This window comes from Pandoraea oxalativorans (assembly GCF_000972785.3).
Taxonomy (GTDB): domain Bacteria; phylum Pseudomonadota; class Gammaproteobacteria; order Burkholderiales; family Burkholderiaceae; genus Pandoraea; species Pandoraea oxalativorans.
This window is the reverse complement of record NZ_CP011518.2, coordinates 223,284-246,672: the sequence shown is the minus strand read 5'-3', so window position 1 is coordinate 246,672 and position 23,389 is coordinate 223,284. Positions and strand designations below refer to the sequence as shown.

Here is a 23,389-nt window from a genome sequence, read left to right as displayed (position 1 = left end):
CGAGCGGCCACGGCGCGGTGACGCCGTCATGCCGGCGACGCGCTCTCGGCCCCGAGCTCGCTCTCGATCAAGCGTCCGAACGCTTCCCACGCCTGCGGCGGGGCGGCGGCGCCCGCCTGCAGCAAACTCTCCCAATGGGCGGCGGCCTGATGCAGTCGCTCCAGACCGGCTTGACCCGCCAGCCCCTTGAGCGTGTGCAACAGCCTCAGACACTCGGCCCGATCCGGCTCGCCCGGTGCGCCGTGCGCCGCCCCCGCCGGGACCGACTCGCCGTGCGCCTCGCCCAGGCGCCGGTGGTACAGACGGAGTTCGTCACCGAGCCGCGCGAGCAGCGCGGGATCGGACGCGAGCGTGCTGGGCGCGGTGGCCGTGTTGGGCTCAAGCTCGGCGCCGCGTTGCAGTTGCAGATCCGAGGCGAATTCCACCGCACGCGCCAAGGTGGCGGGCGACACGGGCTTGGTGAGGTATTCGTCAAAGCCCTCGGCGAGCAAGCGCTCGCGCTCCCCCGGCTGCGCGTTGGCGGTCAACGCGATGATCGGGCTGCCCGAGTCGAGCGTGCCGCTCGCGTCGTCGCGCCACTGCGCCACCGTCTCGGCACCGCTCAGGCCGGGCATGCGCATGTCCATGAACACCACGTCGAAGATGCGCGCGCGCCCGAGCGCGAGGGCCTCTTGGCCGCTCGCCGCGAGGTGCACGTGATGCCCCTGCTCGCGCAGCATGCGCCCCACAATCTCGCGGTTTGTCGCCACGTCGTCGACCACCAGCACCTGCAGGCTCCAGGCGCACATCGGCGGTGACTCGTCCGCCACGTCGCGTTCCGAGCCTTCGGGGGCCAAGCGCTGGCGCAGCCGTCCCGGCAAGTACGCCAGCTCCGGCGCGGCGAGCCGCGCATTCTCGCCAAATTGCGGCATATAACCCCACGCCGCGAGTTGGGCGTGCAACGCCGGCGGGGCCACCATCACGCCTTGCGGCGTTGCCGCGCCGGGCACATCCTCGCCCAACGGCAATTCGAGCTCGAAACAGGCGCCGCGCGTGACCGGCACGAGCCGCAGGTCGCCGCCGAGCAGTCGCGCGAGGCTGCGTGCAATGGCCAACCCCAAGCCGCTGCCCGGGGCGTGGCTGTCGAGCTGACGGAACGCGGTAAACACTTCGCCGGCCTGCTGCGCCGAGATGCCCGGCCCGCTGTCATGCACGCGGAAATAGACGCGGCCCTCGGCACTCCAGGCGCTCAACGCAATGTTGCCCGCGGGGGTGAACTTGACCGCATTGCCGAGCAAGTTGATCAGGATCTGGCGCACGCGCAGGCCGTCGGTGTGCAGCGCGAGCGGCAAGCTGGCCTCGGCCTGACACGTGAGGGTCAGCCCCTTGGTGAGCGCCGGCAGTTGCACCGTGAGCATGGCGTGGTCGAGCAGCGTGAGGGGATCTTGCGGTGCCGGCACCACCACCATCTGACCGGATTCGATGCGCGAGAAGTCCAGCAGGTTGTTGATGATCTCCATCAAATGGACCGAACACTTGAGCCCGGTGTCGATCAAATCGCGCTGGTCGTCGCTGCACGGGGTGCGATCGAGCAGCGTCAAGGCGCCCACGATGCCATTGAGCGGTGTGCGGAACTCATGGCTGATGCTGGTGATTTGCTCGCTCTTGTTGGCGCTGGCGCGCTCCGCGCGCTCGCGCGCCTCGTTTAGCGCCACGGTGCGCTCGACCACCTTGGCTTCGAGCTCCCCGTATTGGGCCTTCACCGCGTCGAGCAGCCGGTTGTAGGCGTTGGCGATGCGCCCCAGCTCGTCGGGTCGGCCTTCGGGCAAGCGCTGTTGCTCGCTGACCGCGGCTTGCGGGCTGATGACGTGGACGAAGCCTTCGAGGTTGCGGTCCAGGGTGCGGTGCAGCACCACGTACAGCAGGCCCAACAACGAGAGCAGCTCCAGCAGCGCGAGCGGCACCCGTTTGGGCAGTGTCGCGAGGGCCTGCGCGGTGATTTGATTGGCGGGATACAGCAGCACCAGGCGCCAGCCCGTCGGACCGATATTGCGACACACCGCATGCACGTCGCCCACGCGTTGGAAGTACGGTTGGGCGCAGTCGGGCAAGGCCGCCATGAGGTCCGGCGGCGCGAGGGCGGGCAGCGGGGTGAGCGCTTTGGCGTCGGCGCCGAGCCAGACCAGCGCCCCTTGCTGGGGGTCGACCAAGCGCGCTTGGCCGAACAGCCGCGAGAGTTGCACGGTCACCCCCACCAGGGTGCCGGAGGCGGCGTCGCCCGTCGCGACTTGCAGGTACCAGCGCCCGTCGGCGGGATTGCGAAACGGGTCGCCCCAGCGCAGGCCGTCCTGTTCGGGCTTTTGCACCAAGGCGCGCCAGCGCGCGCGCTGCTCGTCATCGCTGTGCAGGGGCGTGTTCGCGTCGGACAGGGCCACGCCGTCCTTGAGGATCACGAAGGTGTCGACGTAGCTGCCCAGCCCGCCGCTGCCGTAGATCTCGGCAAAAGCCAGCGCCCGGCGGGCTTGGGTCGAGGGCACGGCGGCGCCGTCGTTGGCGACGAAGCGGGCGGCGAGATGGGTTTCCTGATCATTGCCCACGTCCTCGGGCAGCGTCACCCAAGTGCGCCCGAGCGTTTGCACGTCGCGTTTCACGCCGCCGAGCTCCTCGCCGAGTTGGACGGCGCGATCGGCCGTCACCGACTCGAGTCGGTAGACCAGCGCTTCGCGGGTGTCACGAAAGTCCAGGAATAAGGCGATGCTTGAGCTCAGCAGCCACAATGCCGCGACGGCGGCACTGAGGGTGAGGGCCAAGCGGAATGACAGTGAGGAGCGCCAGGGTAGCGTCGGCATAGAGTGGCTCACAGACGGGGAGTGGCGGCGGCGTGGGCACGGCCCGAGCCACCGGTAAACAGCTGCACCCATTGTCCCACATCGCCCAAGCCGCCGGTCGCCCGCGGCTTGGCGGCGGACGGGGCGACCGGCGCAGCGGAAAGGATCGGCGGGACGCGGGCCACGGGGGCCCGGGGCACGCCGGACAGGGTGAGCACGCCGGGCCCCGCCTCGCCGGGGCGCTCGCCGCGCAGGCTGGCATAGTGGGTCAACACTTTGCGTACGTAGGCCTGCGTCTCGGCATAGGGCGGCACGACATTGCCATAGCGCGCCACGGCGCCTTCGCCCGCGTTATAGCCGGCCAGCGCCAAGTCGAGTCGGCCGCCAAAGCGCTGCATCAGCCAGCCGAGGTAAGCCGTGCCGGCCTCCAGGTTCTCGCGCGGCTCGGTCAGCACGGTTTTGCCAAACCGCGCGCCGGTCGCGGGCATGACCTGCATCAGGCCCACCGCGCCTTTGGGCGACACCACCTCGGGGCGGTAGGCGGATTCGGCGGCCACCACCGCGTGGACCAGGAGCGGGTCGAGCGCGTGCCGGTGGGCCGCGTCGGCGACCAGCGCGTCGTATTGCGGCGCCGCCGCGGCGGCGGGCGACGGGGTCGCCGGCGCCCCGGGGCGCGCCGTGGAGCGGGCGGGCGGCGCCAGGGGGGCGGCCCGTGGGGCGCCCGGGGGGGCCGGCGCGGCGGTGACCAAGGCGGCCAAGTCGGCCAAGTCGGCCAAGTCCGCGGCGTCACGCGGCGCAACGGGGGCGACCGGAGCGATCGGGGCGATCGGAGCGATCGGGGGGAGCGCGCCCGGGAGCGCGGGCGCGGCCGGGCCGGCGCCGGGCGACGTCCCGCCGGGCGCCGGCACGGAATACCATTGCAGCGGCTCGGCGCGCGCCGGCGCGGCGAGCCCGAGCAGGCTCGCCAGCAGGGCCACGGTGGCGCGGCCCCACGGCTTACGGCTTGCGATGACCGGCATCGGCGGACTCCTGGTCGTCGCGACCGGGGTCGCGCTGGGTTTCGGGGTCGCGCGCGCTGGCGGGGGCATGACCCTCGGGATCGTGACCCTCGGGCTTGTGACCGTCGGGGTCGAGCGCGCCGGCGTCACCGTCGTCATCCACGTTGTCATCCGCGTCGTCGTCCTTCTCCTCGTCCTCCTCGCCCCGATCGTTCTCTTCGTTCTCTCCGTTCTCATCGGCGTCTTCGTCCTCATCGGCGTCTTCGTTCGCGGCGGCTTCGTCCAGCCGCGCGCGTACGAGTTGTAAGACCTGCGCCACCGCGGTGAACAACGTCTCGGGGATGTAGTCGCCCGGCTGCGTCGAGGCGATCAAGGCGCGCGCGAGCGCCACGTTCTCCACCACCGGGATCTCAAACTGCTCGGCCAGCGCCACAATCTCCAGCGCGCGCGCTTCGCGCCCGTACTCCAGCACCTGCGGCAGGGGCGTCTCGTCCTCCTCGTAGCGCAGGCACACGGCGATATGGGTGGGATTGCGCACGACCACCGATGACTTGGCCACTTTGCCGGCCAGACTGCCGCTTTGCACCTCTTGTTGCAACTCGCGCCGACGTTGCTTGATCTCGTCACTGCCTTCGGCGTTCTTGTGCTCTTGCTTGATGTCGTCGTGCGACATCATCAGTTGCTTGCGCAACTGGTAATACTGCATCCCGTAATCGGCCACCGCGAACACCGCGGTCATGCCCGCGAGCACCGCCCACATCCATTGCGCGAGCTGCACGCACACCGCCAGGCCCGCCGACGGTTGGGCTTGCGGCAAGGTGGCAAAGGAGGGGCCGAAGCGCATGATCATGTAGGTAAAGGTGATGCCCAGGACCGCGACCTTCAGCAGCATCTTGCCCAACTCGAACAGCTTCGTGATCGACACCAATTGCTTGGCATTGGCCAGCGGGTTAAGCCGTTTGGCCTGCGGCTGGATCGCTTTGGGCGCGAACAAGAAACCCGACTGGATCAGCCCGGTCAGCGTGAGCGACAGCGCGAGCAGCCCGCCCAGGCCGAACACGAAGCGCATGGTGAGCGAGACCACGTGCTCGGTGAGCACCACGGTCGCGGCGTCGAGCGACAAGTTGGTCGCATCGACCGTGTAGCTGATGAGCTTGGCCAGCGCGTCGTACAGGTCGGGGCCCTCCGCGATCAGCCACAACAGCGTCAAGGTCAGCTGCACCGTGGCATTGATCTCTTGGCTCTTGGCGACCTGCCCTTCCTTGCGCGCGTCCTGGATGCGTTTCTCGGTGGGCTGTTCGGTCTTCTCGCTCATGGCGCCACCTCCAGCATGCGCAACAAGCCGCCGTCAAAGCGGTCGAAGCGCGTCACGACGTCGGACAGGCCCGCGTTCAAGCTCAGCAGCAGCATCAACAGCGTCAGTACGCTCTTGATGGGCATCGAGAGCGAGAACACGTTCATCTGTTGCGCGGAGCGGTTCATGAGCCCCAGCGCGAGGTCCACCAGCACCATCAGCACGATCGCGGGCATGGCAAAACCGAGCATCAGCACCTGCAGCGTGTGCCACTCGCGCTCAAGCATCGGGAGGAAGCCCGCGGCCCAATGCCAGCTCGCCCCGGGCGGCAAGTGGGTGTAGGAGGCGTACAGGGCGGACATCAGTGCGTGAAAGCCGCCCAGCGACATGAACAGCGCGGCCGCGATTTGTGAGAACAGTCCGCCGAGCGGCGACGACTGTCCGCCAATGAGCGGATTGAACACGCCGGCCATGGACGCGCCGCGCATGGTGTCGAGCAAAAAGCCCGCCATGTCGAGTGCCCAGAACGGGATGGCGGCGGAAAAGCCCATCAGCAAGCCGATCGTCAACTCGCTCGCCACCAGCAGCAGGTAAGCGCCGGGATCGGTGAGCCCGTTGGGCAGGCTCAGCGACGCGAACAGCGGCAGTGTCGGCAACGTCGCCATGAGCGCAAGCGCGTTGCGCACCAGCATGCCGCCCAACACCCCGGAGCTCAACGGCGGCAACAGCAGCATCGCGCCGAGCGGGCGGACCATGGCCAGGGCAATCAGCGGCAACCAGCGCACGAGCTCGTCCACATCACCCTCCCATGCGGGCCGCAAGGTCAAACGTCTGCTCGGTGAAACGCATCAGCGCCGCACCCATCCAGCGGTAGGTCAGCGCCAGCGTGAGGCAGGCGGCCACCAACTTGATCACGAACGAGACGGTTTGATCTTGAATTTGTGTGAGGGCCTGCACCAAGCCCACCAACACCCCGACGATCGACGCGGCCACCACCACCGGCAGCGACAGCACCAGCACCAGCCATAACAGTTCGCTGGCCATTTGCACGATAAGCGCTTGAGTCATGAGGGTCTCCTTAGTGGTACGAGAGTAAGAGTTGGCCGAGCAAGCGGTCCCAACCGCCCACCAGCACGAACAGCAGCAGCTTGAACGGCATGGAAACGGTCATCGGCGAGACCATCATCATCCCCATCGCCAAGAGCACGTTGGAGACGATGAGGTCGATGGCGATGAAAGGCAGGAACAGCAACAACCCGATCTTGAACGACTCGACCAACTGGCTCACGGAAAACGCCGGGATCAACAACAGCAGCGAGTCATCACTGACGCGCTTGCGGACTTCCTCGGGCCAGTGCTCGCGCGCTTTTTCGCGAAAGAAGCGGGTCTGGGCCGGTGCCGTGTTTTTCTTGAGGAAATCGCGGTAAGGGTCCAGGGCGCCGTCGGACAAGCGCGTCACGATGGAGGCCTGCGGGTCCGCTGGCGCGGCCGCCAGCCGGTCCTGCACCGCCACGCCCACCGGCGCCATGATGAACAGCGAGAGCACCAGAGCAAGCCCGTAAAGGGCGATGTTCGGCGGAATCTGTTGGACGCCCAGGGCGTTGCGCAACAGCGCAAACACCACCGAGACTTTGAGAAAACACGTGCCCATCACCACCAACAGCGGTAGCAGGGACAGCGCGGCAAGTACCACGATAAGGGTGACGGGATCGGTCGTCGGCATGAGGTGCCTCTCGAAGATGGTATGGCTCGCATTGTGCGCACCCGCCGCGTGACGCGCATCAGGCCGAGACCTGAATCCGGGGGAGCGTCGCAGGGGTCGCACCGTGCCCGGCCCGTCGCCGCCCCTCCCGGCCAATTCCGGCCTGGTCGCGGCCTGCTTCCGGCCTATCCCGGCCTGCTCCCGGCCTGATCCGGGCCTCATTCGCGGCCCCGCCCCGCCCCATTCGCGGCCCGCCCGTGCGGGCCGGGGGGCCATGAGGGCATGGAGTCGTGGGGGGCGTGGAGGTGGGGAGGCGGGTGGGCGTTTTTTCCGCTTCCCGCGTGAGCTCAGGTGTTGGCCGGATGTCTGCGCGGCGTGCCTCGCCGCACTATGCGGCCATTACGCCCGAGAGGAAAACAAGCATGGACCTGCAATGGCAACGACGTACGGAGCTGTGGCTATGCCTGATGGACATGCGTGGCCTCGCCCCTGCGCCGCAGGTGACGGTGCGGCGCGGCGCCGACACGTATTACTTGGAGCAGCAGGGCGAGCGCGCCCGCATCGCGCTGGCGCGAGCGCTGCCCGCGGCCCAGCACGTGGCCGCCCTGCACAAATTGCTCGGCCTGCTGCTGCCCGAAGCCAGCGGCGGCGTGCCCCTGCGCGCCTGGCTCGCGCGGGGTCAGTTGTGGCTGGCCGCCACCGCACCGCCCGACAGCGGTGCCGAGCTGTGGGCGTCGCTCGCCGCGCAGCAGCGGCGCTTATTGGACCGTGTCACGGAGCCCACCCATGAAAACACTTAATCGCTGGCTGCAAGGGTTGTCCGGCCGTCAGGACGTGATGCTCGCGTCCATGCTGTTGATGGCCGTGTTCATGATGATCGTGCCGTTGCCCACGCTGCTGGTGGATGTGCTCATCGCGATCAACCTCGCGCTGTCCATCACGCTGCTGATGATGGCGGTCTATATCCGCGAGCCCCTGGAGTTTTCCGCCTTTCCCTCGGTGCTGCTGATCACCACGCTGTATCGACTGGCGCTCACGATCAGTACCAGCCGACTGATTTTGTTGCAGCACGATGCGGGCGAGATCGTGCACACCTTCGGTGAGTTTGCGGTCGGCGGCAATTTGGTGGTCGGGCTGATCGTGTTCTCGATCATTACGGTGGTGCAGTTCATCGTGATCACCAAGGGCTCCGAGCGCGTCGCGGAGGTCAGCGCGCGCTTCTCGCTCGATGGCATGCCCGGCAAGCAAATGAGTATCGACGGCGACCTGCGCGCCAACGTCATCGATGCGACCGAGGCGCGTCGCCTGCGTGCGGTGGTCCAAAAGGAGAGTCAGCTGTACGGGGCCATGGACGGGGCGATGAAGTTCGTCAAGGGCGATGCGATCGCCTCGATCATCGTGATCCTGGTCAACATTCTCGGCGGCATCTGTGTGGGCGTGTTCATGCACGACATGAGCGCCGGCGAGGCCGCCACCCTGTACGCGATTCTCTCGGTGGGCGACGGGCTGATTGCGCAGATTCCCGCGCTGTTGATCTCGATCGCCGCCGGTATCATCGTCACGCGCGTGCCCGGCGAGACGCGTCGTAATCTGGCCGATGAGCTCTCCTCGCAGATTATGCGCCAGCGCGAAGCCCTGTGGATTGTCGCCGCGGTGCTGATGTTGTTTGCCGCGCTGCCGGGATTTCCGGTCGCGGTGTTCCTGCCGTTGGGCGGGTGCGTGGCGCTGCTCACCTGGTGGGTGCAACGTCGCGCCCGCCGTGACGGCACGTCCGCCGGCGACGCCGATGCGGCGGCCGAGGCGGGCGGTGCGGGCGCCGCGCCCGACATCGGCGCGGTGCCGCTGCTGCTGCGTGTGCATCCCGAGCTCACCGAGGGCCCCGCGCTCGCGCTCGCGCTCACGGCCTTGCGCACGCGCAAGCTCGAGCAACAAGGGCTGCCCCTGCCGGATATTCAGCTGCAGCTCGACCCGCAGCTGCCGGCGCGTCACCTCTCGTTTCTGCTCTACCAGGAGTCGATCCTGCAACTGGAGGTGCGCCCCTTGGTGCTGCTCGATGCGACGACCCCGGCGCTGCCGCAGGCCGTCGCGCAAGACACGCTGCCGTTTGGCGGGATCACGCTGCAATGGGTCGCCCCCGAGCAAGCGAGCGGCCTGTCGGCGTTGGGGCACACGGTGCACGAGGGCGTGGACCGGGTGGCGTACCTGGTGTCACTCGCGCTCGATCGTTACGCCTCCGAGCTCATCGGCGTGCAAGAAGCCCGTTACCTGATGGATCAGATGGAGCAGCGCTACGGCGAGTTGGTCAAGGAGCTGCAGCGCCAACTGCCGGTGAGCCGCGTGGCCGACGTATTGCAACGGCTGGTGGCCGAGGGCGTGTCGATTCGCGATCTGCGCGCCGTGTTCGAGGCGTTGGTGGAGTGGGCGCCGCGCGAAAAAGATCCGCTCATGCTCGCCGAATACGCCCGTCTGGCGCTGCGTCGTCACGTGGTGGGCCGTCAACGCCAGGGGCAGCCGTGGGTGAGCGCCTGGGTGATCGGCAACCATATCGAGCAAACCATCCGCGAATCGATTCGTCAGACGTCGGCGGGCTCGTACTCGGCGCTCGCGCCCGAGGAGAACCAGGCGATCGTCAACACGATCCGCGACGCGCTGGCGCGCAGCGGCACGGCGGGGCTCGCCCTGGTGACCGCCATCGACGTGCGCCGCTTTGTGCGCAAGCTCATTGAAAAAGACATGTTTGCCGTGCCGGTCCTCTCCTTCCAGGATCTGGAAGACGAAGCGGAGCTCAAGGTGCTGGGGCATGTGGAACTGTTGGGAGGCGACGATGCGTTTGCCTGAGTGGAGTGAAGCCCTCGAGGCGCTCGATGCGCTCGCGCCGCCCGGGCCGGGCGAGGCCTCGCCGCAGCGCCTGGAAGGCCGGCTGTGTGAGGTGGGGGCCACCCTGCTGCGCGCGCATTTGCCCGGCGTGGGCTTGGGCGAGTTGTGCACGCTGCCCGGTGGCGAGCCGGCCGAAGTCATCGCCATTCAAGGCGACGACGCGTTGCTCTCGCCGTATCGCGAGCCGCTGGGCATGACCGCCGGCCAGTGGGTCGCGCCCACCGGGCGGCGCGCCGACGTGAGCGTGGGCGACGCGCTGCTCGGGCGCGTGGTCGATGCGCTGGGCCGCCCGATCGACGGCGCGCCGGCGCCCGTGCTCGAGCGGCGGCGTGAGATCGATGCCGAGCCGCCCAACCCGATGCAGCGCATGCCCATTGCCAAGCGCTTGCCGATGGGCGTGCGTGCGATCGACGCCACGCTCACCGTCGGCGTGGGCCAGCGCGTGGGGATCTTTGCCCCGGCCGGCTGCGGCAAGAGCACGCTGCTCGGCATGCTCGCCGCGGGCAGTGACGCCGACGTGGTGGTCCTCGCGCTCATCGGTGAGCGCGGGCGCGAGGTCCGCGAATTTCTGGAACATGTGCTCAGCGCCGAGACGCGCGCGCGCAGTGTGGTGGTGGTGGCCACCTCGGACCGACCGGCGCTTGAGCGGCTCAAAGCCGCCGCGACCGCCACGGCCGTCGCCGAGCATTTTCGCGACCAGGGCAAAAACGTGCTGCTGCTGGTCGATTCGCTCACGCGGTACGCGCGCGCGGTGCGTGAAATCGCGCTGGCCGCGGGCGAACCGATCGTCGCGGGCGGCTATCCGCCGAGTCTGTACGCCCGCTTGCCGCGCTTGCTCGAGCGGGCCGGGCCGGCCGCGCGCGGCAGCATTACCGCGTTTTATACCGTGCTGGTCGACGACAAAGCCGATGCGCTCGCCGAAGAGGTGCGCTCGCTGCTCGACGGCCATATCGTGCTCGCGCGCAAGCTCGCGGAGGCGAACCACTACCCGGCCATCGACGTGCTGGCCAGCATCAGCCGGGTGATGCATCAAGTGGCGGCGCCCGCGCACCGCGACGCGGCCGCGCGCCTGCGCCAACTGATGGCGGCGTGGCGCGAGATCGAACTGCTGGTGCGCGTGGGGGAATACCGCGCGGGGCAGGACGCCGATGCCGACGACGCCATCGCGCGCCGTGCGCGGATCGACGCGCTGCTGCGCCAGCGCGTGGACGAGCGGGTCGGCTTCAAGGAGACCTGTGCCGCGCTGGGCGACGCGGTGGGGCTGCCATGCTGAACCAACTGTTGGCGATCAAGCGTCGCCGCGAGCGCAATCTGCATCGTGCGCTCGCCGCACTCGACGACGAGGCGCGTGCGCTCAGTGCGCGGGAAGAGGCGTTGCAACGCCGGCGCGAGGCGGTGTATGGCGAATTGCGCGAGCGGACCTCGCAAGGGGGCGCGTTCGCGCCGCGCGCGCTGGACACACTGCGCGCCGAGCTCGCCCGCCTGGACAGTGAAGGCCAGGCGCTGGCGCGCGAGCGCGAGAGCGTGGCCGCACAGCGGCGCGAGCTCGAGCGCACGCGCGTCGAGCAGGAGGCGGCGCTGCGGCGCAACCTGCGCGAGCAGGAAAAACTCGGCCTGCTCGCCGCGGAGTCCTCCGATGAAGCATAAGGCGGCCCTCGCCGGCCCCGGTGACACGCCCGGGGGGCCTGTTCGGTGCGTGAGCCCGGCCCGCGCGAGGCGCGGGCGTGGGGCGCATCGAGCGTTGCCCGGTGGGGAGACGGCCGCGCGCCCGCGCGCGCCCTTGAGATAACGAACATTCTTTGCCATAGGTGAGCCATGATGCCCTCCTCAGATGACGCGATGAGCCCGGCCGCTGCGCCGGGCGTCACGCCCTGGTTTTCGACGCGCTTCGCGCACTGCCGGCATGCGGTGGTGCTCAAGGATGCGCATTCGCGCATTGTGCAGGCCAACGCGAGCGCCGGCGCGCTGTTGGGCTACGCCGCGTGCGCGCTGGTCGGTCGCACCGATCGCGAGTTGCGCTGCCCCGAGCGCGCCGAGCGCAGCATCGCGCTGGATCGGGAAGTCCTCGCCAGCGGCGAGGCGCGCCTGCTCGAAGAGTCGCTGTCGGGCGCCGACGGGCGCGAGCGCACCGTGCGCACGGAAAAACAACGGGTGGTGGTGCCGGGCACCGACGCGCCGCTGCTGCTCGAGCGGATGACGGAGCTGGCCGACGTCGCGCCACGACCGGGGGACGAGCCACAGCCGCGCGGCGTGGACACGCCCGCCCGGCAGGACCCGCAAGACCCGCAAGACGCGCAGGACGCGCGGGACCCGCAAGCGCGGTATTACCGCGCGCTGATGGAGTGGTTGCCGCAGGTGGTGTGGGTCGCGAACGCGGCCGGCGACGTCATCGAGGTCGGGCCGACCTGGGCGCGCTTGTCCGGGCGCGCGCCCGAGGCGGCCTATGGCCACGGCTGGGAAGCGGCGGTGCATCCGGACGATTTGCCGGGCGTGCGTGAGCAATGGCGCGCGTGCGTCGCCGGCGCCGGCCCGCTCGACGTGGAGTGTCGGGTGCGGGGCGCCGGCGGTGCGTGGCGCTGGGTGCGAAATCGCGCCGCCGCCCGCCCCGACGCGCCGGGTGGGGGCGTGCGTTGGTACGGCCTGCTCGAGGACGTGCACGAACGCAAAAGCGCGGAGCAGGCGCGGCACGACAACGCGCTTGGCGTGAGCGCGATGGCCGACGGCGCGCCGGCGATGACCTGGCTGGCCGACGCCACGGGCGCCCGCACTTACGTGAGTCGGAGTTGGGCCGAGCGCACCGGCCGGCCGACGCCGCAGGCGCTCGGGTGGGGGTGGCTCGAGGCGGTGCACCTCGACGATCGCGCCCGGGTGCGCGCCTGCGTTGAGCAAGCGCGCGACGCGGGCACGGGCCTGCGCGTGGAGTATCGCGTGCGCCGCCACGACGGCCGGTGGGCGTGGGTGATCGATGTGAGTGAGCCGCGCTTGGACGCGCAAGGCGGCGTGCTCGGTTTCGCCGGCTCGATCCTGGATCTGACCGAGCGCAGGGCCGCGGAGAGCGCGCTCGAAGAGAGTGAGGCGTGCATTCGCAGCGTCTTCGACAGCAGCCCCGACGGCATCTGGCTGCTCGCGCTTGACGGCGAGCCCTTGCTTGTCAACGACGCGGGCCGGCGTCTGTTCGGTGAGGCGCCGGCCGCGCCGCCGCAGGCGTCGTGCGGGCCACGCTGGGAGCGCGTGGTGGACCCGGGCGACGCCGATAAGGTGACGCGTGCGTTTGCGCAGGTTCGCGAGGCTCGGGTGGCGCGCTTTGAAGCCACCCTCGCCACTCTCGCCAGCGTCACCGCACTCGACCCCGTCACCACCGTCACCGCCGACGCGCCCGCGCGCGGGTACGTCGATGTGATCGCCGCGCCGGTGTTGAGCAAACAGGGCAACGTGCTGTGCATGCTCACGATTTGGCGGGACATCACCGCCGCCAAGGCCGCGCGCGACGCGACCGAGGCGGCGCGCCGTGCCGCCGAGGCGGCCGCCGCCAAGCTCGCCACCGTGCTGGAGAGCACCACCGATTGCGTCGCCGTGCTCGACCCCGGGGGGCGCTTGACCTACCTGAACGCCCACGCGCGCCGCTTGCTCGCGCTCGGCGATGCGGCCTTGGGACGCAGCCTGGGGTCGCTCTTTCCGGAGGTGCGCCAGGGGGCCTTTGCCGCCCAATACGAGCGGGCGCTGGCCGCCAATGAGCGGGTCACGTGCGAGGCGTATTTGGGGAGCTTGGATCGCTGGATCGAGGTGCACGCCACGCCGACCGAGGACGGCCTGACGCTGTTCTTTCGGGACACGTCCGAGCGCCGTCGCGCCGAGCGCGAGCGCTGGCAGGCGCACTCGCAACTGCTGCACATGTCGCGCCACGACCCGCTCACCGCCTTGCCCAACCGTGCACTGCTGCGCGAGCGACTCGAGCACGGTTTGGCGCACGCCAAGCCCGGCGCTCACCTGGCGGTGCTGAGCCTGGATCTGGACGCTTTCAAATCGGTCAACGACAGCTACGGGCAGGCCGTGGGCGACCAACTGTTGCGGGCCGTCGCGGACCGGTTGCGCGCGTGTGTGGACCCGCAGGACACGGTGGCGCGCCTCGGCGGCGATGAGTTTGTGGTGCTGCGCCCGCGGGTGCGTCACGCCGCGCAGGCCGAGCGGCTCGCGCTGCGCGTCGTCGCGGCGCTGCAAGCGCCCTTTGCGCTGGCTCAGGTAACGCTGAACATCGCCACCAGCGTGGGGGTGGCGTTGACCCCCGAGGCCGGCACGTGTGTCGACGAGCTGATGCGCGCGTCGGACGTGGCGCTGTCCCGGGCCAAGGCCGACGGGGGCGGCACGGCACGCTGCTACGTGCCGGGGATGGACGCGCCGATGCTGGCGCGCCAGACGCTCAAGCTCGGGCTGGCAACCGCGCTGGCACGCGGCGAGCTCGAACTGTTTTTTCAGCCGTTGGTGAGCGTGGCGACGCAGCGCGTGTGCAGTTGCGAGGCCCTGTTGCGCTGGCGCCATCCGGAGCTCGGCATGGTCTCGCCCGCCGAGTTCATCCCCATCGCCGAAGCGTGCGGGCTGATCACGCCGATCGGCGAATGGGTGCTCGGGGCGGCGTGCCGGGAGGCGGCGCGCTGGCCCGAAGCGATCGGCGTGGCGGTGAATTTGTCGCCCGCGCAGTTCAAAGACGGCCGCCTCGTGACGTCCGTCGCCGAAGCGCTGGCCGCGTCGGGCGTGGCCGCGTCGCGGCTGCAGTTGGAAATCACCGAGTCGGTGCTGCTCGAGCGCAACGACGCCAACGTCAAAACGCTCCAAGCGCTTCGCCGTCTGGGCGTGAAGATTGCGATGGATGACTTCGGCACCGCGTATGCGTCGCTGGGCTACCTGCGCAGTTTCCCGTTTGATAAGATCAAGGTCGATCAGAGCTTTATCGGCGATTTGCCGCACGGTCGCGCCTCGTTGGCAATCGTGCGCGCCGTGGCCGGTATCGGTCGCAGTCTGGGTATTACCACCGCCGTCGAAGGCGTGGAAACGCAGGCGCAACTCGAGGCGGTGCGCGCCGAAGGGATCGAGGAAGCGCAAGGGTATCTGTTCTCGCGACCGGTGCCTGCGGCCGAGGTCGCCGCGCTGTTACACCGCCTGGCCGACGCGCCTTGCGGGGCGGCGGCAGTGGCGCGCGACGCCTGAGCGAGTCCACCTCGATGGCGCGTCGCGCCGACCGGGCCGACGCGATGGCGTACGTGGTCGACGGCGTGCGCGGAAGTGGCGAGAGTGGCGAGAGTGGCGAGAGTGGCGAGAGGGGCGGCCCCGCTTGGCGAAGCCGCACATTGAATCCAAGTCAGCGCAAGCGTGCGTTGTATGAGCGAATAAGAGGACAGCATGGTGTCAACCACTGTAATCGCGGCCCGCGCGCCGGAATTGATGAGCGGCGCGTGGGGCACGGTGTTGCAGCCGGCCGTCGGCCGGCTGCAACCGTATGAGATGGACGCGCTTTGTGAGGCCGTGGCCAAGCGCTTTTTAGTCGTGGACGCCCACGGGCGCGCCGAGGTGGCATTAAGCGTAAGCGTGAACGGCACGCCGCAAATCGCCGGCCCGGGCCATGGGGGCGCGGTGGCCGAGGACGCCGCGCAGGCCGCCCCGCGGGCGGCGGAAAACGCGGCGCGCGACACGCTCGATCCGCTCGATCCGCTTGATGCGCACGCGCTGCGCCAACGCGGCCTCGTCCTCCTGACCAAGCTGGCGGAACAGGTCGCCGACACCTTTGCGGCAAACGGCGTGCCACTCGACGTGGCGCTGGAACAGGCCCAAGACATCGTGCTTCGCTTGGCGGACGAAGAGCTCATGACGGCGGACGAGGCCCTGCGGGCCACGCTGGTGGGGCAACAAGTCGATCAGCGCGGCGTCAATCTCTGCATCGACGGGCGCAAAGTGAGTTTTCACAAAACCACCACGTTTGTGGCCGCGTCGGGCGCGCACGAGCCCGCGGCGCCCCCCCCGCTCACGGCGCTGATCGACGTGACGATGAGCTTCGAGGCCAAACCGGCGAATGCGTGGTTGCACGCGATAGACCGGCACGTCAAGTGCTTCGGCAGTGACAAGCACTGGCTGCTCGAGGGCTGCGGGGAACGCGCCACCGTATGGCAAGCCCCGTCGAGCGACATCACGACCGCGCTGAGGGAGCAACTGGGGGCGCCCCCGGAGCCGGCGGGGTGGCGGGGCGCGGTGGCGGAATGGTACCGCGCGTTGGAGACAATCTTCGGGCGGCGCGGCATGGTGTTTAACGCGGGCGATTTCGGGCGGGGGGCACATTGGGCGGCCCCCGCCCGCGCGCCGTTGGACGGCGTCCGGGACTTTATGGAGCGCGCGCAGGGCACACAGGCCGTGTCCGCGGCGCCGCGCGGTGCGCACTGGCGCCAACGCGTGGCCGTTTATCGCCGCCACGACGCCGGCGTCTCGCGCGATAGCGCGTACGCGCGCGCCACGCTGATCGAGCGCATCCCCGCCGAAAAGCGCCGCGAAGCGGTCGAGATCGCGTTGCGGCGGCAGCAAATCGACCCGCAAAAACCGATCTCGAATCAGCGCGAGCAATTCCAGGCCGTCGGCCGGGTGTCCGCCGAGCCGGATTTCGAGACCTATGAGCGCGAGGGCGCGCTGCACTACAAGGTTCAGGTGCCCCCCTCGAGCGCCGGCCACGCCGCGCGCTTGCTGGGCGAGGTCACCGAAGATGTCTCTGAGCAACGCATGAGGAACCTGCAGGAACTGTTGGTCAAGGACTTTGATCGTAACCTGATGCCATTGGGGCGCGACTACTTGATGGTGAACGGCGTGAGGCTGGTGGCGGACAAATTCTATGACGCCTACGCGGCGCTCGACTCGTTGACGAACGATGTGGAGTATGACGTCGCGGCATTGCCGCCCGCCTTGCGGACTCTGATCGAGGACGGCGGGCTGCCGCCCATCGGCGCGAACGACCGGTGTACGCGTGCCACACTCGCCGCCGCCGTGAGGAAGCAAGCGAGCGTGAGCGCGATTGACATGCTCGCTCAGGTGATTACCGACGCGGACTTGCAACGACAAGTGACGCCTTTCTTCACGCAGACGTTCGACCTGACGGTGGATTTTGTCGGGGACATATATGGCGTACCGGTGATTACGAGCCCCGTGCAGCAGCGCCGCTGTCACTTCACGACCACTTCCCAACCCGACGGCCGGCCCGGCTTCACCGTCCACTACGAGCGGGAGAGCCAGGCGCCTCCCCTGGCAAACGATTATGTGAATATTGGCGTGGGCTCGAGCTTTGTTATCCAACCGGCCGAACTGGCGCATGCCAAAGTGCGGATCGCCACGGATTGGGAGGTCACGGCCGACACGATCGATCTGCGGCGCGGCACTGTCGAGGTCGATTTGAAGCGCAAATAAGCCGCCCTCGGCCCCCGCAGTGTCGCCGCCGGGGCGCGGTGCGGACCGGGGCGGGGGCGGCGGCAAGCCAAGCGTCGCGGCGCCGCGGCGCGCCCGCGTCATCGCGTCGGCCGCCCCGGGGGCACGCACGCGCTATGGGTGCGTTATGGGTGCGCTATGGGTACTCGATGGGTACTCGATGGGTGCTCGATGGGTGCTCGGGGGATGCGCCACGCGGGCCGATCCGCGGCCTTCGGTAAGGGGGCGCGTGCGCGGGGACGCACGCGGGGGAGCGTCCACGCGTGCCCCGGGGCGGGGGCTGGCGCGGCACTCGGCGCCTCCCCCCGGCGCAAAAGGGTCAGCGCGTCGCGCCTGTCGTCATCGGCCCGTCGATCCAACGCAAATGTTGGGTGTGCGGGGTGTACGGGGTGACGGGCCGGGTACGGTGCCGGATGGCCACGCGGCCGGTCCGGCGTGGCTCGCCCGCGGCGGCCCCCGGCATCCGGGGTGTCGCGCTTCGCGTTATCGCGTCGTGGGCGGGACGGCTTGCGGCGTGCCGGGGCCCGGCGCAGGCGCGCGGATCACCGGGCACAGACGCGGCGAACGGCGCCCGCGTGTCCCGCCGGCGCGCGCTCGGGCGTGTCCGCCGCCCCGCCCCACCCCACCCCCGCCCCATGTCGTCGCTGTGCCCCACTTCAGGTGTTGGCCCGATGGGCACGCCCTGCGCCCCCCCCGAGAATAGCGCTCAAGCACCGCTGACGGCCCCGGGAGTGGCGTCGCCTATGGCGACGCCTTCGCCGGCGCGGCCTGCCGCGCCCCAAGGCGGGACGCGCCCTCGGGCGCCGCGACGCGGCGCATTGGTCCCATGGGTCCCGTTTGTCCCGTTTGTCCCGTTGTTCCCATTCGACACCGCGGCTGGCCGGGTGCGCATTTTCGCAAGGAGTTGCTCAATCATGCCTATGCAGGACAAGGTGAGTGGTCGGCCGCCGATGCCGCCCGGGGGTGTCGCGCTCAGCGCGGACCCGAAGTATCCGAAAGATCAGCCGCTGTGCACCGCGATAGAAGCGTTTGTAGACGGACTGAGAGACTACCGGAGCGACGTCAACGCGTGCACGGGCGGGGCGATCAGTTTCGTCGCGCTGGACGCGTGTACCGACGCGCTCAACACGCAGAAGGCCGCTCTGGTCAAGGGCGAGGGCAACCACGCCGAGATCCTCAAGACGATTTGCGACGCGAGCTCGCGGTTCGCTGAAATGGCGAGCGAGGTCGAGCGCAACCGCGACCGGTTTGCCCCGCATTGGGCGCTCAGGGCCTTAACGTATCTCGGGACCGTGGTGGTCGCCGAACTCAGCGTGATCGCCGCCTACTGTGCGTTCGCGATCGCGCCGTATTTGGCGATTCCGGCAGCGCTTGTCTATGCGGGCGCCGGGGCCGGTGTGGGGGGGCTGCTCGCGGCGCAGCCGGCCCTCAGGCGGTGGGCCGCCGAGCGCGTGCAAGACGCCGCGGCGCAACACTCGGCGCAACACGCGGCGCTCACAACGTTATTCGACAATACCCGCAAGCTGGCCCTTCGCGCCGAAACGTTGGCGACGATCACCGCCCTCAAAGCGAGGCTGACCGACGCGGAACGAGACCACTTCTCGGCGCTGCTCGATCTCCCGGTGGAGGGCGAGGCGAGCGATGCGGGGGCACCGCAGATGATCATCGGTCAGGCCTTCCAAGGCAGTCCCGCGCAGACGCTGGTGTTCGCCCTCCAGGCGGGCATAGGCGGGTTTAAGGAGGGTTATGCCGCGGGCGCGATTGCCGCGTTGGGACGACTGCTGGCCGCGGAAGCCGCCCTCGCGCGGGGGCCACAGAGCAGAGACGCTTACCAAGCGTTCCAGAGTTCGACGGCGCACCGCCACGATCTGCAATTGCTGGCGTCGGCGTTGGTCTTTCGTGAGGGGTTCCGGCCCTTGGTCCTCACGAATGTGGACTGTCATGGCGCGCTGTCGATCGACAAGGCATTCCTGTCTTGGCTGCAGGAGAACTTGGCCGCGCATGGCGCGGCTCAGTGGTTGGACGTGCACAGCCTTGCCGCGCCGCCTGCCTTCGAGGATTTTTACCGGGGATGTTACGCGTCCGACGACAAAGGCACGGAGCAATGGCAACGGCACACGACCGGCCCCACCTTTATGCCGGTGCGCGAACTGCCCAATGACTGTCTCGCCCTGAGGTTCGGCGCGCGGCTGGGGCCCGGGGACTGCATCGAAACGGTCAATGGCTTCTATGCGCTGCCCCACACCCACCAGCCCCGCGGCGTAGCGGCGCTCGTCAGCGTGACCACGACGCAGGACGCGCTGCCGTGGCCCGAGCAGGGCAAGCCTTTCGAGCTGGTTCACAAATTGCGGGTCTTGGCGGCGCTGGATGACAAGAGCCTAAAGGACAAGTTTGGGCTTTTGCGCGAGGAGCTGCCGACGTACCCGGTGAACGCCGATCTCTCCAAGCACAAGCACCAGCACACCGGGCGCCCGATACCGGCGTGGCTTGAGTCGTTAGAGTCAATGGCGGTGGCCCGCGCCAACCGGGCCGTCTCGGAGCCGGCCCTCAAGACGGACAAGCTCAATTGGCATGCGCTGGCCGAGGACGTGTCCAAAAGTTGGCGCAGCGGCGATCGCGAGCACACCTTCTCATGCACCGCCGAGGACTGCAACGAGCTCGGCAAACACCTGGGGGTCACGATTATCCAGGCGCCGCAGGACCCGTTCTCGCGCTCGCGCTCGCGCTCGCGCAGCTTGAAAGTGTTGCCCTATACGGTGCGTCTCTTTGTGCCCCCGCTGGCAGAGCGAATCCGCCCCTGGGCGAAGCTCGTACACACAACCGACACGGCGCGGCGCTCGTCGCTTGACGTGAAGAAGCCTCTGCCTCGCACGTACGCCTAAGCCTGGCCGTGGCCCGCACGCCCGGCGAAGGTCCGCGGACGCGTGCCCGCCCCGTTGGCGGTGATGCAGCGGTGCGTGCGCGGGGCCGTCGCAGATTCGCCGCGCTCGCGAGCTCTGCCGGAAATGACGGCCGAGTCAGGCGTGGCGGCGGGTTGCCCGACGCCGCGTCGTGGGGGGGCAAGGAGCGGCCGGTTCTCGAGAAAGCGAGGCGTGCGCCGACGCAGCCGTGCGATGCGTTGGCCGCGTCAGCCCCGACGCGGCGGCGGCTTCGCTTCGGGGTTCCGGCGTTCCGACGTCAGCGCGACGGAACCCCGGCGAGTGATCCCGCGTGTTTGCCGCGCGGACTTCCGCAGCCTGCGAAGCGTCGGACACCGCCAGCATCCAGGTTAGCACCCGCGCTCGGGAAATTCGCGTCGGCCTGGGCGAGTCCGGGACGGGGTGATAGAGAAAGTGATGCATCGCGTTAAGTCGGCACGCCGGTGGCAGCGCTTCGCCGCGGTCCACGGGGACGTTTCGGGCCGGTGCGGGGCGGGCCGCAATGACGGCGACGCGAGCATCAACGTGCGCTGTGCCCCCACGCCTTCGCCGCTTGGGAATGGGGCTTACTCTGCCGGCTTGGCGGCGTACGGGACGTCGTTTCCCCACCGCCGCCGACGTGGCTTGTCATCAATCCAACCGCCTGACGGTCATAAATAAACGATGAGTCTGGATCACCTCCCGATACCTCCTAACCCTTACTCGCATCCGCGCGTCGCGGCGCGCGAAACCGTGGATGGCACTTCGGCGGCGGGCCCTGGCGCGGAGGCGGCCCTCTTGGCACCCCTGTGGGATTCGCTGCACCAAGGAATCGGCGCGCTTCAGACCCAATTGACTGCATTGAGCGGCACATTGGCAACCGAGCCGCACGACGGCTTTGACCCCAAACAAATAACAGCCTGTCAAGCCACGCTGGCCACGGCGGCCGCCGGAGGTGACGGTGCCGCGACCCTTGAGGCGCTGACCAAAACGGCAACCGCATTGGGCCAGTTGGGTCAAGACATAAAACAATTGAAGGCGCCGTTCGAGCCGAGCCGGTGGGTTCCGGTGATCTCATTCTTGTGCACGGCGCTCAGATACACGCTCGCGCTGACCTCGATCGCGCTCATGATAACGGCGGAGGTGTGTTTGGGGGGCTGGGCGGGGTTCGCGGCGAACCTGCTGGGCCAGTGCGGTGTGATGGGCTTTGCCGCGGGGCTCAGTGTAGTGGAGTTCCGAGAGCATGAGCGCAGGGAGCATCAAAGGCAAATGAGAGAGAAGCTCGAACCGATGGAGCACACGTACAACGACGTGATCGCCCTGCTGCACCGCCTGAAAGGCGCCCAGACGGTGGCTGAGATTCGCGCTGAGCTATCCGAGCCGGCGCGCAAATTTTTCGACGGCCTGCTCCAGGCGGCCGACGCCCAGCCCAACGAGGAGATGATCAACGCGGCGCTGCGGTCCAACCCGACCGAGGAGGATGAGAAGCGCATCCTTATGCGCGCGATTCAAGACGGCGGACTGCGATTCCGCCCTGAGGTTGCGGAGCAAGGTGTCACGCATTTGCGCGCCGCCCTCGAGCAGGAAGCGGCGCGCGCGCGCCGCAACCGGCTCAACGGGCTGGCAGCCCCCGAGCAGGAACCCGCCTCAGACACGGACAGTGTGATCACCGCGCCTGTGGCAAGCGTAAAACGGGGCGCGTCCCGAGGCGCCGTCACGCCCCCGATAAAGTCCCCCGAGGAAGCGCTCGCGTGGCGCGACACGGCCATTCCGGAGTATGAACTTCGAAGCACGTGGAATAAGGTGCTCGGGGGCCTGGAGCGTCGTCCGGATATCGCGGCATTGCCCTCGTTTGGCGATGCCCACGCAAGTTCCACGCCGTTGCAGCGGCCGCCCCCCTGCGGTGCAGCGACGTGGGACGAGGCCAATCCGCAGCAGGCGCGGCTCCCGCCGGGCATCGTGCCTGCATAGGCGTCGGCGGACGAAACCCCGGCAACAGTGAACGAGTAAATTGCTCAGGGCGCGTTGGCGTTGGCGTTGGCGTTGGCGTGCGGCGGCGCGCACGTTTCACGTACCCCGTCATGGCGGCCTGAACGGTTTTCGCTTGCGTGGCTGCGGATTTCGGCGCGACGGTGTGCCGCCGCGTCGGTGATCGGGTTCGGTCCGCAAGACGGGGGGGTACGGTTAAGGGAGGATCACGACGGTGATCACGATCGGGCGTGCGACGCGTCGGGTTGCGTTTTCCCACGCGTTCGAGCGCCTTTGACCGGGAGCCTGTGAGCCTGAGACACGCGCTGGCCGAGCCGCGCGTCGGCAAGCGTGGGGCCCGTCACCCGGCGCGCCGGCGTTCCGGCGTTCCGGCGACCCCTGACGGGACTGCGGCCGGCGTGACGCCGGGTACGATGTGGCCGCTGCGGCCTGCCGGCGTCACCGCGCAGCGCATTGCGTCTCGGTGGCGGCAATCCGGCGCAAACGTCACACGCCGCGGCTTGCCGCTGTCGCAGCGGAATTTGCAGCCGCCCGAGCTCCTCGCTGGTGGCTGCGCGCGACGGCCCCTTTGCCGTCATGTCGATGGTACGCTCGCGGCGCCAACGGTCGGCGCTGGGCCGGCAGCCCGTGCGTGCGCATGACGCCATAAATGCGCTCGGCATCGAACGGCGCCACTTCACATGCAACGTGCCCCCGACGCGCCGAAATCCCTCACCGGGTAAATCGCCGAGGACACGGCGGATGGGCGCGACGACAGTTTCGTCGTTGGTCGGCCTGGATTGCCGGCCGTCGCGCCTCGTCGCCGCACGCGACTGTCGTGCCGACACGTTCACGTTCGAGCGCGCCACGCCAAGAACTCACAGACCGGTTTCACCGGCCGTGCTGCGGCAGCAAGGGCGAGTGCGCTATCCATTTGTTGCGCGACCGCGCTCCATTGCTTTTTGCCGAGCAACCTGCCGTCCTTGTCGCTCGTGAATCTGATATCTATTTGAGCGCATGAGCCACCGCCGACGCCGCAACCACTGCTTCGCCGGCCTGAAGGGGTGAGCGCTGACAGGCTCGCGTCCCGGTAGCGCTTGCGCCGGGGCACTTGCGGGTTCGGGTTCACGCCGTCATGGCGCGCGAGCATGCAACCTTATTTTCCCGGCTCGACACGCTCGCGAACCGTCACCGGTTGCTGGTCTGCCAACCGGCGCCGCAGCCGCGCACGCCCTGCCCCCTCACTGCCGGCGGGGCGCGTAGGCGTGTCAGGACGTGGGCAACGTCTGGGGTCAACCGCTTGCTCGGCATTTCTCGGCATTTCCGGGCTGTTGGGCGATGCCGTTCATCGACGCGGGGCTCGGCGCGCGAAACCGCAGCGCCCGCCTGAGGAC

General features: G+C 68.9%; 14 protein-coding genes and 1 pseudogene. 8 read left to right on the top strand and 7 right to left on the bottom strand.

The window, feature by feature from the left end:
• Nucleotides 1-26 precede the first annotated feature (26 nt).
• Genes MB84_RS25700 through sctR form a run of 6 tightly spaced genes read right to left on the bottom strand, consistent with a single transcriptional unit; the run spans nucleotide 27 to nucleotide 6,822 of the window.
• Nucleotides 27-2,828: a two component system sensor kinase gene (locus MB84_RS25700; protein WP_052654534.1), complete on the bottom strand. Its 2,802-nt coding sequence runs from the start codon at nucleotides 2,826-2,828 to the stop codon at nucleotides 27-29.
• 8 nt (nucleotides 2,829-2,836) lie between these two features.
• Complete coding sequence (locus tag MB84_RS29350) at nucleotides 2,837-3,826, bottom strand: lytic transglycosylase domain-containing protein (protein WP_052654532.1); 990 nt, start codon at nucleotides 3,824-3,826, stop codon at nucleotides 2,837-2,839.
• Nucleotides 3,804-5,120: an EscU/YscU/HrcU family type III secretion system export apparatus switch protein gene (locus MB84_RS25690; protein ID WP_065225874.1), complete on the bottom strand. Its 1,317-nt coding sequence runs from the start codon at nucleotides 5,118-5,120 to the stop codon at nucleotides 3,804-3,806. The genes MB84_RS29350 and MB84_RS25690 overlap by 23 nt, the downstream gene beginning before the upstream one ends.
• Nucleotides 5,117-5,896: a type III secretion system export apparatus subunit SctT gene (gene sctT / locus MB84_RS25685; protein ID WP_052654530.1), complete on the bottom strand. Its 780-nt coding sequence runs from the start codon at nucleotides 5,894-5,896 to the stop codon at nucleotides 5,117-5,119. The genes MB84_RS25690 and sctT overlap by 4 nt, the downstream gene beginning before the upstream one ends.
• A 1-nt stretch (nucleotide 5,897) precedes the next feature.
• Nucleotides 5,898-6,167: a type III secretion system export apparatus subunit SctS gene (gene sctS, locus MB84_RS25680; protein ID WP_052654527.1), complete on the bottom strand. Its 270-nt coding sequence runs from the start codon at nucleotides 6,165-6,167 to the stop codon at nucleotides 5,898-5,900.
• Between the two features lie 10 nt (nucleotides 6,168-6,177).
• Nucleotides 6,178-6,822 (bottom strand): type III secretion system export apparatus subunit SctR, encoded by a 645-nt coding sequence (gene sctR, locus MB84_RS25675; RefSeq protein ID WP_052654525.1) that lies wholly within the window; start codon nucleotides 6,820-6,822, stop codon nucleotides 6,178-6,180.
• Nucleotides 6,823-7,163: 341 nt separating this feature from the next.
• Between sctR and MB84_RS25670 the strand changes: the two genes are divergently transcribed.
• The 8 genes from MB84_RS25670 to MB84_RS25635 all read left to right on the top strand — a co-directional run bounded on the left by MB84_RS25670 (nucleotide 7,164) and on the right by MB84_RS25635 (nucleotide 21,998).
• Nucleotides 7,164-7,601 carry a hypothetical protein gene (locus MB84_RS25670; protein ID WP_245725614.1) on the top strand — a complete coding sequence of 146 codons (438 nt, stop codon included), beginning with the start codon at nucleotides 7,164-7,166 and terminating at the stop codon, nucleotides 7,599-7,601.
• A complete protein-coding gene (locus MB84_RS25665; RefSeq protein WP_052654521.1) occupies nucleotides 7,588-9,639 on the top strand; it encodes an EscV/YscV/HrcV family type III secretion system export apparatus protein in 2,052 nt (683 codons plus the stop codon). Before MB84_RS25670 ends, MB84_RS25665 begins: the two co-directional genes overlap by 14 nt.
• Nucleotides 9,626-10,951: a FliI/YscN family ATPase gene (locus tag MB84_RS25660; RefSeq protein WP_052654519.1), complete on the top strand. Its 1,326-nt coding sequence runs from the start codon at nucleotides 9,626-9,628 to the stop codon at nucleotides 10,949-10,951. Before MB84_RS25665 ends, MB84_RS25660 begins: the two co-directional genes overlap by 14 nt.
• On the top strand, nucleotides 10,945-11,325 hold the full coding sequence (locus MB84_RS25655) for a hypothetical protein (RefSeq protein ID WP_052654517.1): 381 nt from the start codon (nucleotides 10,945-10,947) through the stop codon (nucleotides 11,323-11,325). The genes MB84_RS25660 and MB84_RS25655 overlap by 7 nt, the downstream gene beginning before the upstream one ends.
• 168 nt (nucleotides 11,326-11,493) lie before the next feature.
• The gene (locus MB84_RS25650; protein WP_052654514.1) at nucleotides 11,494-14,880 is read left to right on the top strand and encodes a bifunctional diguanylate cyclase/phosphodiesterase; all 3,387 of its coding nucleotides are present in this window, start codon (nucleotides 11,494-11,496) and stop codon (nucleotides 14,878-14,880) included.
• 192 nt (nucleotides 14,881-15,072) lie between these two features.
• The gene (locus MB84_RS25645; RefSeq protein ID WP_157123003.1) at nucleotides 15,073-17,112 is read left to right on the top strand and encodes a hypothetical protein; all 2,040 of its coding nucleotides are present in this window, start codon (nucleotides 15,073-15,075) and stop codon (nucleotides 17,110-17,112) included.
• Between the two features lie 932 nt (nucleotides 17,113-18,044).
• Nucleotides 18,045-20,012 (top strand): hypothetical protein, encoded by a 1,968-nt coding sequence (locus tag MB84_RS25640; protein WP_157123001.1) that lies wholly within the window; start codon nucleotides 18,045-18,047, stop codon nucleotides 20,010-20,012.
• 813 nt (nucleotides 20,013-20,825) lie between these two features.
• On the top strand, nucleotides 20,826-21,998 hold the full coding sequence (locus MB84_RS25635) for a hypothetical protein (RefSeq protein WP_157123000.1): 1,173 nt from the start codon (nucleotides 20,826-20,828) through the stop codon (nucleotides 21,996-21,998).
• A 403-nt stretch (nucleotides 21,999-22,401) separates the two neighbouring features.
• On the opposite strand, the pseudogene MB84_RS31210 reads toward MB84_RS25635, so the two are convergent.
• A pseudogene (locus MB84_RS31210) lies at nucleotides 22,402-23,217 on the bottom strand (transposase); the annotation flags it as partial.
• Nucleotides 23,218-23,389 lie beyond the last annotated feature (172 nt).

Bases quoted from the DNA above. Each gene is read 5' to 3' on its own strand.
- MB84_RS25700 (WP_052654534.1), bottom strand. From the start codon at position 2,828: ATGCCGACGCTACCCTGGCGCTCCTCACTGTCATTCCGCTTGGCCCTC.
- MB84_RS25670 (WP_245725614.1), top strand. From the start codon at position 7,164: ATGTCTGCGCGGCGTGCCTCGCCGCACTATGCGGCCATTACGCCCGAG.
- MB84_RS25640 (WP_157123001.1), top strand. From the start codon at position 18,045: ATGCCTATGCAGGACAAGGTGAGTGGTCGGCCGCCGATGCCGCCCGGG.
- MB84_RS29350 (WP_052654532.1), bottom strand. From the start codon at position 3,826: ATGCCGGTCATCGCAAGCCGTAAGCCGTGGGGCCGCGCCACCGTGGCC.
- MB84_RS25690 (WP_065225874.1), bottom strand. From the start codon at position 5,120: ATGAGCGAGAAGACCGAACAGCCCACCGAGAAACGCATCCAGGACGCG.
- sctS (WP_052654527.1), bottom strand. From the start codon at position 6,167: ATGACTCAAGCGCTTATCGTGCAAATGGCCAGCGAACTGTTATGGCTG.
- sctR (WP_052654525.1), bottom strand. From the start codon at position 6,822: ATGCCGACGACCGATCCCGTCACCCTTATCGTGGTACTTGCCGCGCTG.
- MB84_RS25645 (WP_157123003.1), top strand. From the start codon at position 15,073: ATGGTGTCAACCACTGTAATCGCGGCCCGCGCGCCGGAATTGATGAGC.
- MB84_RS25655 (WP_052654517.1), top strand. From the start codon at position 10,945: ATGCTGAACCAACTGTTGGCGATCAAGCGTCGCCGCGAGCGCAATCTG.
- MB84_RS25660 (WP_052654519.1), top strand. From the start codon at position 9,626: ATGCGTTTGCCTGAGTGGAGTGAAGCCCTCGAGGCGCTCGATGCGCTC.
- MB84_RS25650 (WP_052654514.1), top strand. From the start codon at position 11,494: ATGATGCCCTCCTCAGATGACGCGATGAGCCCGGCCGCTGCGCCGGGC.
- MB84_RS25665 (WP_052654521.1), top strand. From the start codon at position 7,588: ATGAAAACACTTAATCGCTGGCTGCAAGGGTTGTCCGGCCGTCAGGAC.